13 protein-coding genes are annotated in these 15,263 nt (G+C 40.4%); 1 reads left to right on the top strand and 12 read right to left on the bottom strand.

Annotated elements, in window-relative coordinates:
- Positions 1-74 precede the first annotated feature (74 nt).
- The 8 genes from NON16_RS07475 to NON16_RS07440 form a co-directional block, all read right to left on the bottom strand.
- Positions 75-1,508 carry an aldehyde dehydrogenase family protein gene (locus NON16_RS07475; protein ID WP_257348189.1) on the bottom strand — a complete coding sequence of 478 codons (1,434 nt, stop codon included), beginning with the start codon at positions 1,506-1,508 and terminating at the stop codon, positions 75-77.
- Between the two features lie 22 nt (positions 1,509-1,530).
- The gene (locus NON16_RS07470; protein ID WP_257348188.1) at positions 1,531-2,421 is read right to left on the bottom strand and encodes a class II fructose-bisphosphate aldolase; all 891 of its coding nucleotides are present in this window, start codon (positions 2,419-2,421) and stop codon (positions 1,531-1,533) included.
- 13 nt (positions 2,422-2,434) lie between these two features.
- Positions 2,435-3,169 carry a GntR family transcriptional regulator gene (locus NON16_RS07465; protein ID WP_257348187.1) on the bottom strand — a complete coding sequence of 245 codons (735 nt, stop codon included), beginning with the start codon at positions 3,167-3,169 and terminating at the stop codon, positions 2,435-2,437.
- Positions 3,150-4,322, bottom strand: coding sequence for a diphosphate--fructose-6-phosphate 1-phosphotransferase (locus NON16_RS07460; RefSeq protein WP_257348186.1), 1,173 nt, complete (start codon positions 4,320-4,322; stop codon positions 3,150-3,152). The genes NON16_RS07465 and NON16_RS07460 overlap by 20 nt, the downstream gene beginning before the upstream one ends.
- 14 nt (positions 4,323-4,336) lie before the next feature.
- Positions 4,337-5,683 carry a sulfoquinovose isomerase gene (gene sftI, locus NON16_RS07455; RefSeq protein ID WP_257348185.1) on the bottom strand — a complete coding sequence of 449 codons (1,347 nt, stop codon included), beginning with the start codon at positions 5,681-5,683 and terminating at the stop codon, positions 4,337-4,339.
- 86 nt (positions 5,684-5,769) lie between these two features.
- A complete protein-coding gene (locus NON16_RS07450) occupies positions 5,770-7,818 on the bottom strand; it encodes an alpha-glucosidase (protein ID WP_257348184.1) in 2,049 nt (682 codons plus the stop codon).
- 23 nt (positions 7,819-7,841) lie between these two features.
- On the bottom strand, positions 7,842-9,611 hold the full coding sequence (locus NON16_RS07445) for a solute:sodium symporter family transporter (RefSeq protein WP_257348183.1): 1,770 nt from the start codon (positions 9,609-9,611) through the stop codon (positions 7,842-7,844).
- A gap of 38 nt (positions 9,612-9,649) precedes the next feature.
- The gene (locus NON16_RS07440; RefSeq protein WP_257348182.1) at positions 9,650-10,312 is read right to left on the bottom strand and encodes a DUF4867 family protein; all 663 of its coding nucleotides are present in this window, start codon (positions 10,310-10,312) and stop codon (positions 9,650-9,652) included.
- A gap of 408 nt (positions 10,313-10,720) precedes the next feature.
- Here NON16_RS07440 and NON16_RS07435 point away from each other — a divergent pair, with 408 nt between their 5' ends.
- The gene (locus tag NON16_RS07435; RefSeq protein WP_257348181.1) at positions 10,721-11,947 is read left to right on the top strand and encodes a cytochrome P450 family protein; all 1,227 of its coding nucleotides are present in this window, start codon (positions 10,721-10,723) and stop codon (positions 11,945-11,947) included.
- 372 nt (positions 11,948-12,319) lie between these two features.
- On the opposite strand, the gene NON16_RS07430 is transcribed toward NON16_RS07435, so the two are convergent.
- The 4 genes from NON16_RS07430 to NON16_RS07415 all read right to left on the bottom strand — a co-directional run bounded on the left by NON16_RS07430 (position 12,320) and on the right by NON16_RS07415 (position 15,164).
- Positions 12,320-12,910: a PIN domain-containing protein gene (locus tag NON16_RS07430; RefSeq protein WP_257348179.1), complete on the bottom strand. Its 591-nt coding sequence runs from the start codon at positions 12,908-12,910 to the stop codon at positions 12,320-12,322.
- Complete coding sequence (locus NON16_RS07425) at positions 12,894-13,571, bottom strand: helix-turn-helix domain-containing protein (protein ID WP_257348178.1); 678 nt, start codon at positions 13,569-13,571, stop codon at positions 12,894-12,896. The genes NON16_RS07430 and NON16_RS07425 overlap by 17 nt, the downstream gene beginning before the upstream one ends.
- A 134-nt stretch (positions 13,572-13,705) precedes the next feature.
- The gene (locus tag NON16_RS07420; RefSeq protein ID WP_257348177.1) at positions 13,706-14,107 is read right to left on the bottom strand and encodes a hypothetical protein; all 402 of its coding nucleotides are present in this window, start codon (positions 14,105-14,107) and stop codon (positions 13,706-13,708) included.
- Positions 14,108-14,111: 4 nt separating this feature from the next.
- Entirely contained in the window at positions 14,112-15,164 is a 1,053-nt protein-coding gene (locus NON16_RS07415; RefSeq protein ID WP_257348175.1) for a hypothetical protein, read from the bottom strand.
- Between the last annotated feature and the right edge of the window lie 99 nt (positions 15,165-15,263).

Here is a 15,263-nt window from a genome sequence, read left to right as displayed (position 1 = left end):
CTAAAAGGTAACACTCTTACTTTTGATCTATTAACACCAATTGAAACATGGGGACCTATTAAGGCCCCCATGTTTTACAAATTAAAGACCACGATCCGTTCTTCTGTCATTTCTTCAATGACATACTTAGGTCCCTCTTTACCACTCCCGCTTTTCTTCACACCACCATATGGCATATGGTCGACACGATAACCAGAAGTATCATTAATAATGAGACCGCCGACTTCAATTTGATCTGCAGCTTTCATTGCAAATGCGAGGTCATTCGTAAACAATCCAGCTTGAAGTCCATATTCTGAATCATTAACCCGTGAAATTACATCATCCACATCATTATAAGTAGTAACGGCAACGACCGGTCCAAATACTTCTTCTCTGCAGACCCTCATATTATCGTTAATATGTGTAAGAATAGTAGGTTCATAGAATACTCCATCGCGTTTTCCGCCTGTTTCAACACTTGCTCCTTCTTGAATAGCTTCGTTGACCCATTTTTCTACTCTCATTGCTTCTTTTTCAGCAATCATCGGCCCAATATTTGTAGCCGGATCTTTAGGATCACCAACTACAAGTGCATTTGTCACATCTTTCATTTTATTCAGGAAAGATTCGTAAATATCCTCATGGACATATACACGTTGAACAGAAATACATACCTGGCCGGCGTTGTTAAAACTTTTCTGTGCTACCAGTGTTGCCGATTGTTCAATATCAGCATCCTTGTGAACAATGGTTGCCGAGTTATTCCCTAATTCTAAAACTACCTTTCGAAGTCCCGCTTTTTCTCTAATCAGTTGGCCTACTTTTGGACTTCCAGTAAAGGTAAACATATCAACATCGTTATTCTGAAGCAACCATTCCCCAATTTTTGAACCTGCCCCGGTTACCACATTTAAACGACCTACTGGCAATCCTGATTTTTCGAATACCTCCGTTAACACAATAGCTGAAACAGGAGTAACTTCTGCAGGCTTTAATACAACGCTATTTCCAGCGGCTAACGCAGGACCAACTTTATGGCACACTAGATTTAATGGGACGTTAAAAGGAGTAATGGCTGCAACTACGCCAACTGGTACTCGTTTTGTATATGCCTGGCGATTCTCCGATCCAGGTGCAGCTTCAACAGGGATCCCTTCTCCATGGATGCGCTTTGCCTCTTCAGCTGAGATTTCTAATGTTAAGGCTGCACGTTCCACCTCACCTCTGGAATCGGCAATAGGCTTTCCCACTTCTTCTGCGAGAATGGTAGCTAACTCTTCCTGACGTTCTCTTAGTCCTTCAGCCGCCTTTTTTAATACGGCGTACCGTTCATATGGATGAAATGGTTTAGTAAGTGCTTCTTTTGCTGCTTTTACTGCATCTTGAACATCTTGCTCTTCTGAAACAGCTGTCTTAGCTATTACTTTCTGTGTGTATTTGTTTAATACATCCGTAGTTGTACGTTTTTCTCGCCATTGCCCCTTGATAAATAAACCGAAATTTTCAATTGATACTGCTGTACTCATACAAAACATCACTCCCTAAAGGTTATAACGTTACATCCTTTTTATCTGTTAAAAGATCTTTGGCCATTCCTGAACTACCGAACACACGGATTTTCTCCTGAACTTTTTCCTTCATCCGTTGTCTTCCATTTCCTAACGAATTGGCAAGTACAAATTCTTCTCTATTTTCATCAAAGATTTCCTGAACACCTCTCGTAAATGCCTGGCGAAGTTCGGTATCCACATTAATTTTTGCAACGCCTAAAGATATTGCCTGCTGAACCTGCACATCCGGCACATCCGAACCTCCATGAAGGACAATGGGACGCTGAACGGCTTCTGAGATTTTCTGAAGTCTCTCAAATCGCAGTTTTGGCGTTTCTTTATAAATACCATGGGCAGTACCAATTGAAACAGCAAGGTAATCGACCCCTGTTGCTTCAGCAAATGCTACAGCTTCCTCGGTTGTTGTAATTAAAGCATCTTTTTCATCTACGGTAATGTCGTCCTCGGTACCACCAATTTTCCCAATTTCCCCTTCACTTCCAATACCAAGCGATCTTGCCACATCAACAACTTTTTTTGTTGTTGAAACGTTCTCCTCAAATGAAAGTGCTGAGCCATCAAACATAACCGATTGAAAACCTAATTGAATGGCTTGCATGGTTTGATCGAATTGGCGGCTATGATCGAGGTGAATGGCGACAGGAATAGAATAATCTTTTGCAAAACTATCAATGAGAACTTTCATTGGCTCAAGACCGATACTTTGAATTACTTTTTGCCCCACCTGAATCATGATTGGTGATTGTTCTTGTTCAGCAGCCTCCAAAATCGCCTGAATGGATTCGGCGTTATGGGCACTGAATGCTCCTACTCCATACCCGTTTTGACGCGCATGCTCCAACATTTGACTCCCATTTACAAATGGCATATCTTTCCCCTTTCTACCTTTCCAGTTCAATATTATAGTGATACTTGTCACTTCGGTATTTGGTTTTTGTATATTCAATGGGATGATCATTTACCCCAAAGCTTAAACGTGTCATTTCTAACAAAGCTTCACCTGGGCGAATACCTAAAGAATCAGCTTCATTGATCGTTGCATTGATGGCTGTAATCCTTTCGTTCGCGCTTTTCAGATAGTAATTGTATTGTTCAAGTACTTCATAATATCTTGCCTGGTTTAAATCACACTCAATTAACAGTTCTCCTACTTCCTTGGGCCAGCATGTACGCTCCAGAGCAATTGGAATCTCGTCAGCAAAACGAATTCGTTCCACTAAAAGAATAGCTTCCCCCTCTTTCACTCCGAGCATATCCATTTCATGATAAAGGTCCTCTTTAAATTCAGCTCTTAAAAGTTTGGAATGAGGGGTTTGGCCTCTTTCGACCACTTCCTCAGCAAACCCCCTAAGTTTACCTAAATTTCCAACTAGACGCTGTGATTTCACAATTGTTCCGCGACCCTGCTTTTTTTCAAGCAGTCCATTTTGTACAAGAATTGAAATGGCCTGCCGAATTGTTGTACGGCTCACGTTAAACTCTTTAATCAGTTCTTGCTCAGTAGGAATAAGGGTGTTTGGTTTCCAGGCCCCATTTTGAATACGATTAATCAGAACATCCTTTATTTGTAGATAGAGCGCCTCACCTTTTTTTGGGTTAATTTTGTTGGTTGACATATAAGTCTCTCCTTTGGATCATTGGAGGATAAGTTGGCAATTCATCGCCCACTAGAGGGAGTAACCATTCGTAGTAACGATCACGGTTATCAATAAAGTGCGCAGGCATCAATCTTTCTCCTGCTTTTACCACATCCTCCAATTGGACTGGTTTCATATCTACATTATAACGAATATCGTCATCTCTTTGCATGGAAACCATGATTCCGGACCAGCCTTCTTTAATCCATTTACCTCCTGTGATTCCTGTTAGAAAAGACTCATAACGGTCTAAATTTGATACAGATTGTGAACTACTCCGTTGATTAATACCTAAAAGTTCTGAACGGGCCATTATATTCAATTCTTTCTTCAAGAACAGTTCTACTTCTCCTGAAATGCCTCCTAGGACAGCCCGACCATTCACTTCTTCCCGCTGAATTTGGACTCCCTCACTCCATTTAACTCCTTCACTTATTACAACTGTGGCACATCCATATTTGCGAATTGCATCTTCTACTGTACTTAACAAATCAAGTTGCTTCATTGGACGCTCTGGAAGTCCAATAAACTGAGGACCCTCTTCTTCAAAAGTTTTTAATAAGCCGGATGCTGCGGCAAGCCACCCTGCATTTCTTCCCATCGTTTCCAGAATACGCACTTGTTCAAAATTCCGCATCGCATGAAGGTCACGACTTATGTCTCTTGTTGCTTGGGCCACATACCTTGCTGAGCTGCCAAACCCTGGGGCATGATCCGTACAACCGAGGTCATTATCCACTGTCTTTGGAAGTCCAATAACCTGAAGGTCATATCCCTGATCCTTAGCTGCTTTCTCAACCTTGTTTAATGCCTCCATTGTTCCATTACCACCGATGAATACAAGAACCTCAATCGAATTTTGACGAAGATTCTGAACAGCTTTTTCTAATTTTTCATCGGTGAAAGGATACCTCCCTGAACCAAGACAGGCTCCAGGAACATTTTGATGTTCTAAGACCCAGTTTATATTCTCCTCATTTCCTTCCAGTAAATCACCACGAACAAGTCCCTGATACCCATTTTGAATAAAGAATAAGGAAAAATCAGGTGTCATTTCTTTTACAAAACCGGCAAGTGTCGCATTTATAACAGTTGTAGGTCCGCCGGCCTGCCCTATGGCAATCTTCTTCATTAATCCGACTCCCTTCAGTCCGTCGTAAACACAGTAGTCTCTAATCCTAGCTGCCGGCCAAGCTCAACCAACTCCTCTGCAACATCGTCATAAACGAGCGCATAATGAGGTTCAAAGCCTTCTTCCATAATTTGATAAAGCGTGTCATTTACATCCGTTTCCAGTTTAACTTCTACGGAAGTACCGTTAAATCGTTGCGGGGTATCAAGTGCATTGCCACGCATCACAAGCAACCGGTATCCCTCTGGAGTGTAGCCGACACGGAATAGGGTAACACGGCCTGGTTTTAGGCCGAATTCCATTGTAAAGCCCAATTTACGGTTCGGATGGACGCCAGACTTTGCCCCCTGTGACGGATGGGCTAAAGAATAGGCACCAGCCCCACAGTGCCAGAATACAACGGAGTTACTAGCTTCATTCATATGAACCATATCTCCTAGGTAAGGGGCACTCCCACCGGACAGTTGTTGTAATATAAACATTGAGATAGAGCCATGAATATCGGACTCACATGACGAAACGACTCCGTCTTCTGTAAATTGTGAAAGGGTTGAACATGCAGCCGCTCCCAACTCATTAAAAAAGTCTGGCCAACACCGAACCGCAAGTGCCGAAACATTTTCCTTTTCAATCTTTTCTTTCACATAAGTTGAAAACTGCGCAAAACGCTCTACCGTATCATCATTTCGGTTCAAGCCAATCACTTGTTGTTCGGCGCGCTCAATGGCCCCTTCCCATTTTTCTCGAGGAAGCTTAACACACTCCTCAAATGCCTGATTAAGATCAAAATGGGTAACCGTAACCCCCATCTGTTGATGCAATTTATCTTCATCGGTTGCAGAGAAGAAAAAACCTGGCGGGTGTTCCCCAACGACTCCGATTTTTAATTGTTTAAGTTCCTCAATTACTTGTTGTACCCGAAGTTGCTTTTTTATTTTCTGTTGAACCTGAGCTTCATCTGCATTTCCAAATACAAACGAAAACGGATGATTCGCACAACGGAGAACGTGACTCGTACTGTTACCCCCTGTTAGGGAATTTAACCGGAGTCTCCCCCCCACACTGGGTTCACGTACAGACCAGACAATAACTGGTGCTTTCACCTTTTCAATGAGTGATTGAACAAATTCGCCATCTGCAAATGTAACACTTTGATAGATTGTATTAACAATCTCGTTTTTTTCATCTATTTTTGCTAAAAACAGTTCTAATTCTTCGGGTGAAGTAATAATTTCCCCTGGCTCTATTAAATCTTCAGCTATTTGCCTCAAGAATTCCGAGCTCTTATTACGCTGTTCTTCAGCAGCTTCCAAATCGAAAGTCTTTCTTCCAATCGGTATATAAAGTACCTTATTTAACATCGTTGGTCACAACCCTTCTACACCTTTCCTTATTTCCAACTCTACTATAACATAGATAATTACCTTTTAAAATAGGTAGGTATGTTTTATTTTCCGACACTTTCTTGAGCGGCTTTTACAAACAACTCCCTATAAGAAGAGGTTTTCCTGTAAAAGACCGGTGGTTGTCCGATCGGAGCATCCACCTCTATATCTCCGCCTTTATACGCTTCCCCACTCCAGAAATGAACCCAATCATCCTCTGGAAGATACACTTTCCACGTGGTTTTCCCTTCCTCGTGCACTGGAGCCACGAGAATATCTGTCCCTAACAAATATTGATATTGAATGTCATACGACCTAACGTCTTTCTCATATTCCATGAATAATGGTCTTTGAACAGGAATACCTTCTTCAGCATTTTGTTTAACGAGCATTTTCATATATGGCGCAAGTGTTACATAAACATTTGTCATTTTTACAAAATGGTCTAATGTTTCATCATCTCCATCGTATTGAAAACAGTCATCTGGACGGTTGCCTTCATGAGTTCTCATGACTGGTGTGAACGCAGCCATATCCACCCAACGAAGCAACAGTTCCTTGGTGCGTTTGTTGCCATGAAGACTGGTGTAACCACCAATGTCACTATGATGGATTCCACAACCTGTCATACCCGCAGATAATGCAGCTGGTATAACGGAAGCTAACCCATCATCCAAACTCCAGTTCACACTTTGATCGCCTGCCCAGAGTAACGGACACGTTGCCTGAATTCCGGTATATCCTGCACGCATAAAATAAACAATATCTCCCCATCTTCCCGCTTCCTTTACAGCATCATGATTGACTTTGGCCCACAACGCTGGCCATGCATTGTGCATGATTGTTGCTGGTTTTCCATTGGAGAGTTTTAAATCGGTTGGTAAATATTCACCGAAATCGGCCATCCAGCCGTCAAGACCAAAATCAATTAAGTTATCTTTTATCACAGATTTATACCATCTATAGGCTTCTTCATTCGTAAAGTCTACGACTCCACAATAAAACTCCCCAAAGTCTACGAGGTAATCTCCCCCATCTTCAGCCATTGCTAGAAAACCATTTTGTTTGGCTTCTTTATATAAATGTCCCTCTTTTACGACATACGGGTTAATGTAACCCAAAAAGCGAATCCCTTGTTCTTTCCATTCATGGATCTTTTTATCTAGATTCGGATATTCTTCCGGATTCCATTGCCAGTTCCACATCAACCTCTTACCAAAAGAAGTAACCCGCTTCCCCTGCCAATCTTGACACCAAACAGCACCTACTTTTAAACCTTTCTTAAGTGAACGTTCAAGCTTTTCTTCTACGAGATCTGTTCCGCCCTGAATTCCAAGCCATATGCCGTTATACGTCCAATCAGGCAATTCTGGCTGTCGGCCTAATCGTGCTGTTAAACGATTCACAAGTTTTTTATACGTTGGTGCTCCTTCAAAAAGGATATAGGAAGGAATTCCCCATATTTGTAATTCATGAAAATCCTCATGTCTGAAATCAAAATCTGCATAAGCTGTTGTTTCTACGTGGCAGAAATATTTGTTTGTAGAGATAAATGTTGGCTGAGGGAAATTGGTATTATAATAGTCCCCTCCGGCTTGATCTTTCACATCAGCCTGCCAGGTTGTGTAAGTATTCTTATTTCTTCCAACACCTGGCTCAGATGTCCAGAGGGGAAAATTCTTCCCACGCATATTAAAATAAGATAATTGCTCTCCGCATCCGTAAACTTTTTCCTCTTTATCTGAAGTTACTCGTATCCAAAAACGATTAAGAGACTTGTCCTTCAAATGAAATGCAGTTTTAAGAGCATCACCATCTTGGCCTAAATGAATTGATAATACATCTTTGTCATCAGAAAAGCGACGGAAAGAAATTTCATATGAATCTCCTAGATTTGTAATCGCGGCATATCGTAGGGGAACACGTTCAATCAAATAATCCTCAAATTTAAAGTTACCACGATACATATCAATCGTTTCTTCTCCACTTCCAACAAATATAAACGGTCGGTTCATGGAATGTTCGAAAACAAGGCGACCATCAAGTCGTACCTCAAAGCCTTCTTTCTTTTCAATTACGTTAAAAGCGGTAACGGATGTAGTTGCTGACATAAGCGTCCTCTCCCTTATAATAGTTATGCAGTTTTATTTTTCGTGATTCGAACAGCTTCTTCGTGTTTCTTTTCAAGATACCCAGTATATTTCTTGTTCCAGCTCTTTAAAGCGAACCAAAAACAAATCGCGGTAACGATTGTAAGAGCTACAACTGAAGGCCAGAACCATTTCGATACGATTCCTTCTGTATAAGCAACACCAATTGGTGAGAATAATAGATACATGCCGACAACTAAACTTAAAAGAATGACCGTAACTGGCATCGTATATTTCCATGGGACCATGTCCACTTTTGGATTCGCTTTAAACGTATACGGTTGTTGTAGTGGACGAATTTTACCGACAGCCATCATTATCGCTACTTCAATAACGAATAGAATGGCTGAAATATGGATAAAGTTCATTGTTATGTCAATACCAAACAGCTGATTTACTCCCCAAACCAGCATATAATACGTAATGACATGAAAAATAATGGCAATTTTTGCACCAATTGCCGGGATACGCTTGGAAACGATACCGACTAACACAATGGCAATAATCGGGATATTAAAGAATCCGGTAAAACGACGAATTAAATCCCAAAGTCCATCAGGCGCATTCATTAGCATTGGTGCAATAAAGAAGGACACTAGCGCGAGAATGCTTCCAAAATACTTACTAATAGTGATAACCTGTTTATCAGTCGCGTCTTTATTGATTCCTGCTTTATAAATATCAAGGGCAAACATCGTGGCGGCACTATTTAAGAGAGAATTGAAACTAGAGAAAACGGCACCCAATAAGACAGCAAGGAATAATCCGGACATAAAAGTTGGTAATAGATTTGATACGATAGCCGGATATGCTAGATCAACAGGATCCAAAGTACTTCCGTATAAATGAAACGCAATGACACCTGGAATCATCATTAAAAATGGAACAGCCAGTTTATAGAATCCTGAGTAAAGAACACCTTTTTGACCTTCAGCAAGGCTTTTTGCTCCTAATGTACGCTGGATCACATACTGATTTGTACCCCAATAGAACATGTTCATAAAGATCATTCCAGTAAAGATTGCGCCAAAGGGTACTGAGTCTGTGCTTGATCCCACAGCATTTAATTTTTCTGCATGCTCGGTAGTAATCGTTTTCATCCCTTCCATCACACTACCATTACCAAGTGCGATAAAGCCTAGTATTGGAACAATGAGGCCGATTACCATTAACCCAATTCCATTTAACGTATCCGAAATCGCAACCGCTTTCAAACCTCCGAATACTGCATATACGGCTCCGATAATTCCAATCACCCAAATGGTAACCCATACAGATTGATTAAATGAAATACCTAGCAGCCCAGGAACATCAAACAATTTTAATACCGCAAGAGCTCCTGAATACAATACGGAGGGAATAGTTACAAATACATATCCTAGCATAAATAACATCACCGTATAGCGGCGTACCCCTTCATCGTAACGTGTACTTAAAAAATGTGGAAGCGTTGTGAAAGCACCACCAAGATACCTTGGCAAAAGGATTAAGGCCATGATCACGATCGCAAATGCAGCAGTGACTTCCCATGCCATATTTGACAAGTTCGTACGATACGCTTGTCCATTTAACCCTATTAACTGTTCAGCTGAAAGATTTGTTAATAAAAGTGACCCAGCGATAAATCCGCCTGATAAACCACGCCCAGCAAGAAAGTAACCATCTGAATCATTTACGGACCCCTTCGACTTTTGATACGAATACCAACCTACTATTCCCATAAAAAACACACACGATAGTAACGTAAACCACATAGTTGCAATTCCTCCTTTTTTAAATTTAGTGTTTATAATTAATCTGGATAGATCACCGAAATATTAGGGCCATCAATGCCTACATGGGCTCCATTTGAAACAAAACGTTCTGCATCAGGGTGGGTAATCAACCACTTGTTCCTCATAAATAATAAAGAGTCCAAACCCTGCTCTCCCTCCAATAGTGGTGTGTTTGTTCCACGCGGTAATATAACAGCGCATTTAAATCCCTCAGCTGATACCTTACAAGGGGCGAGGTGGAGGGTGGTTTGATACATCTCAATAGCGGTTCCTTTCGGGACAAAGAAACCCACAATATTCTCCACTGCAAATGTTCCGTTTACTAGGTCATTAACATGTCCTACAAGTAGAACAAAATCTGTAATGGAAACATTGATCTCGCTTCCTTTGTGGTATTCCAATGCGTTTAAGCTAGAGTTTTTCCCATTACAATACCCTATTTGAATATCCATTCCCCCATAATGTTCGGATTCGACTAAGAGCTTGAAGTCACCCTCTTCCCATGAAGAGACAGAATGGACATAGTCATTTCCCGTCTTGGGAACTTTAGTTTCTTTCATTAGTTCTTCCATTTTAGCTATAGGAAAATCCTCCAGTACTTTCCCATACCGTAAAAATGAATGATCCCTTACATCAGCAAGATCAAGGGAAGGATTAAGCCTTTTCAAAATGTCTATCATATCAAACCTCCAAAAATTAAAATCACACTTTCATGATTACCTTTAAATAAACATTACTACCTTTTATGACATTATAGTGTAAGTGCTTTCACGAATCAAGGGTTTTTTTAGAGAAAATTCTTACAATTGTACTTAAATGTACTAAACATATTCATTATTGACTAAATGAATATGTTTAGCGAAAATAAGCCCATTTGAACATACTTGGCACTACCATCCTTAATGTCCTTATGACTAATTAATGAACAGTTCTATTGGCAGAAGGAATATCGCCTCCAGTTCTGGAAATCTATAGAAGAGGTGCAGTTCGTTTTTCATGAAGCTACTTTGTAAAGACCCAACGAAAAAGGCTCTGATCATCTTGTTACGACGAAGTTTTTCAAACCATTGTGGAAAAGGAGGATTTAGATGACTAATCAGCTTGATTTTACCGTTAAACCAGCAGATTTGTTTACATCAGAATTTAAAGATAATGCTCATTCCCTTTATGAAAAATTACGAAAAGAGGATCCCGTTCACCGGATGGTTTCCCCAGAGGGCCAGGTGATGTGGCTCATAACACGTTATCAGGATGCAAGTGAGGTATTGAAGGATCAACGGTTTATAAAGGATGCCCGAAAGCTAATGGGTGGCGAGGAAAACCCTATATCCCCGCCACCGGAATTGGATAATGGATTGGAAATGATGTTGTTTGCTGATCCGCCTGACCACACACGTTTGCGAAAGCTTGTCCAGAAGGCTTTTACACCGAAAATGATCAACCAGTTACAAGGACGGGTGCAGCAAATTGCGGACGAGCTGTTGGATGAGGTACAAGGGAATGGGGAGATGGATTTAATCGATGACTTTGCCTTCCCGCTGCCGATTATCGTCATTTCTGAAATGCTCGGTATTCCAACCGAAGATCGGAACAAATTTCGGGAATGGTCGGATATTCTCATTGACGGAGCGAGTGATGCTGAGGAGTACCAGGAAGTCGTATTACCAGCCACACAGGCGTTTATTCAATACTTACATGAACTGCTCGAGAAACGTCGGAACAATCCTGAAGACGACCTGATCAGCGGCTTGCTTTTGGCCGAAGAAGAAGGCGATAAACTGAACGAACAAGAGCTATATGGGATGATTGTCCTACTGATTATTGCTGGTCACGAAACGACCGTAAATATGATCGGGAATGGTGTGCTTGCATTACTCGAAAACCCGCATCAATTCGAGAAGCTAAAAGAGGACCCGGCCCTCATCCATTCAGCGGTTGAAGAAATGCTGCGCTATTACAGTCCTGTTGAGGTTTCGACAGACAGGTGGGCGGGTGAAAGTTTCGAATGGAAAGGACACTCAATGTCTAAAGGCGATTGGGTGATTGTTTCGCTTGCCTCCGCTAATCGGGATGAGGAGCAATTTGCTGAACCTGACCTGTTTGATATTACACGTGAAAAGAACCGCCATATTGCATTTGGAACAGGGATCCACCACTGTGTCGGTGCTCCGCTTGCAAGACTTGAAGGAGTAATTGCCGTTCGTTCATTATTGCAAAAAATGCCGAACCTGAAGATAAAAGGCAATCCAGATTCATTGGAATGGCGCTCAAGCTTTCTTATTCGAGGATTGAAAAATTTACCGGTTACGTTTTGATTGTATAAAAGATCACAATTGATACAAATAAGAATTGGGGCCTCCCTATTATGGAAGATCCCTTTTGTATTTTACCTCCCCCACCGCTTTTAGACTCCTTGTACTCCATACTTTTTATTATTCTACTAGAGTAGTTTTATGGAAATCCTAAGAGGCTTGTTTCCGATTATATAGCTTTGTGCTTTGTGATCACTACCTTTTTTATAACCAAAAATATACAAAAATCAAACCGCACCTATAATGTGTGAAGCTTTTACTTTTCTGTATTCTTCATCTGTGTAACATGCATGTATTGTGTTAAACAATAATTTAACCGAGGGATTATCCTTCTAATGTTTAATTTGTTGAGGTGTTCAAAGTGTAGGAAACGAGTTAAGGATTTACTAGGTGCTCGTAAAAGTTACTCGGATGAATTCGTTTAATTTTGCCAATTTCAGATGGAAAACGACGATGATTAGTGGTTAGTATGTAATTACATGCTTCTTGAATCGCAGTGATCCAAACATGAAAGTCATCTTGATCAAAACGATGTAGTGGCTCAGACATTTCTTGTGTCGATGCGATTTCTTGTACCATTTGATGATTGCAACCGCTTAATTCCACCAATACATCACCAATTGGACGATGCTCTTGCATGATGGTTTTTACACTATAACGTCCTATTAAACTATTAACCGGCAGATGTGAATAATGATCGAAAATAGGTCTTAGGAATTCCTGTAGAAACGCTTCAATTTCTTCTGATTTATAAATTACACTATTATTACCCTTTCCGAGTCCTTGTGAGGCATTTCGAACAAATTCAAACAAACAAACCCTTGAAACAACAGGCTGAAACAATTTAGGAAGGCGGGCCGCTTTAAGGATGTTCCGGTTTACACCATCGACCCGCAACGCTCCACATAGTACCGTTGTGTCAATGAAAATCTTTGGTGGGGATGGGAAATCATAGATCAAATTCATCAACATCCCCTGCTTCCTTATTATTTGCGTCAATCCTTCTTAAAACGTCTTCAGCACGTTTATCTTGTTTTGTTGTTGTAATGAAGGCACCTTGTGGAATCTTCCAATGTCCTCCATCTGTTTTATATGCACCTTCAAACTTCCCTTTTTCACACATTCTACGAATGGTTTGGTCACTTAATCCTAATTTTTTAGCCACTTCTTTTGGAGTGTAGTAAGCAACATCTATTTCCTTAGATAGTGGAGCGACCGGTGTTGTTATAGCATATATACCATCTACTTGTTTTAATTTCATTTTTCGTTTATGGCCTTCTGACAAAAAAGAAGCTAACAGTTTTTTTTGAATTTTATGCGGATCATCTTCTACCATCTTACTCACATACTCAATGTAATCCACCAAGATCTCATAGGTTTTCTCTTCGTCTTGATGAGCTAGGGCATCCCGCATGCTTTTTTCAATGCTTTGAAGTTGGAGAAGATCATCTGCACTAGGCAGCGACAAACGCATGCTAGACACCATAGGAGTTAATAAGTCCAACTGTTGTAGTGACCTTTCAATAACGGCTTTGAAGACCGCTTTGGCTTGATCTACATCAATTTCGGCTAACGTTTGAACACTTTCCCACATTTTATCTTGTTCCTGGTCTAAGATGTGTGTCAATGTAACCCACCTCCTACCCCTATTATATCCAACAAATCACTATATAATCAACAAACTAAACAAATTCAACAAAAGCACCACATTAATTTATAAAAAAAAGAAGAGAACAGGACCACTCCTTCATATCTTGCTACTTATTTATCGCTAAATCCCATAATTGGTCTTTTTTCTTCTTTGACATCCAACTCGTGAATAGGGACGTCTTTTGTAAATTCTGCTACTCCTGGAGCTTCCAACTTTAATAAATCTCTTACCTTTGGGTCATTTGTTACAATTGAAACTGTTTTTCTTTCATTACTAAAACCTGCTATACCGAATTTATAACCCTTATAAAAAGCATATGGCACTATTTCATAGGCATCTTCAAGGTCACTTTTATCAACTTTTTTTATATATAGTGAATCCCTACCTTCTACAGAAGAGAAACCTATTTCTGTATCTTGTTGATCCCTGGAACGTAAATAATAACTTTGGTTATAGTAAAATAATTCAAATTTTTTTCCAGAAAATACTCCGTATTCACCTTTTCTAATCATAATCTTAATGCTCCTTTAGAGGTTTAAATCTTCCATCAAATACATCATAATGTCCTACAAGTTCCTCGGTACCGCCTTTAACAATATATATTTCACCATCTGTTGGAAGTGCACCATCCAGATACTTCGTTTCGAATTCAGGAATAATACGACCATTTTCTGCGGCTGTAAATCCATGTCCAGTTTGAGGGTCTACAATATATTCATTCTCCTTTATAGCCTTAGAACTGTTAAGCTCCTCAGCATATGGAATACCGAATTTTTCATATTGGTTTGTTTTAAACCGAATAACTGCATATCCTTCAGATGGTGAAAATGGAGTCTTGTCGTAGTCTAAACGTAATGAATCAATAACATCCTTAGAACTAATAACATCAGATACATCTTCTATCCTAGCCAAGCAACCCCCCACTGTTACATAATCCCCAGAAAGATACTTGTCTACTCTATTAAGAGGCAGTACCTTTTGCATTATACTAGTTTCATCTAGCGGTGGCACAGTCTCACGAACTTGTCTCATTTTCTCAAGCTCACTTGGTGTAAGTTGTGTATGTAGTTTTGCTTGCATGTCATAGAATTCATCCTTGGTTAGCCCTACTTCATCTAACACATGATCGATTTCAGCTGCAAACCCTTTTCCTTTTGGTAGCTTATTACTAACAAATTCAGCATCGATACCATGAGTAATAGACTTAACAGATTTAATATTTTGATCCGGTTTATTTACCTTCGCTTCTGAAGATACTGAGTACTTCGCCAAAGTCTCCTCTTTTACTGGATTCTGATCAATCTCCCCTTTATAGGACACATTCCCATCACCTGCAAATGCTAACTTTGGTTCATTCAAATTAAGTCCTAGTCTTATTTCGTTCCACTTTTCTGGCAGGGTCAGTGCAGGACGTTTTGTCCATGTTGGTGTACTGGGATTGGAGCTTAATTTACCTGGTGTAGACCTTACTGCTGTTGACGGTCTTCCAGCTACAAGTGCAGCAAGCCCAAAGCTATTTAACCAATGGTCTGACGAGAAATTGTCTTCTTGATTTACCGCTCCGTTCACAAGGTCTGCTCCACCCATTGTGATATAGTTCTTGAACTACTCACCACTTAACAACCTTACGGTCTGTTTGAAGTGGGAGATTCCTAAGAACACTAGTGT

The organism is Pseudalkalibacillus decolorationis (assembly GCF_024609785.1).
Lineage (GTDB): Bacteria > Bacillota > Bacilli > Bacillales > Fictibacillaceae > Pseudalkalibacillus > Pseudalkalibacillus decolorationis.
The sequence above is the reverse complement of the archived record's forward strand: the minus strand, read 5'-3'. Positions and strand labels throughout refer to the sequence as shown.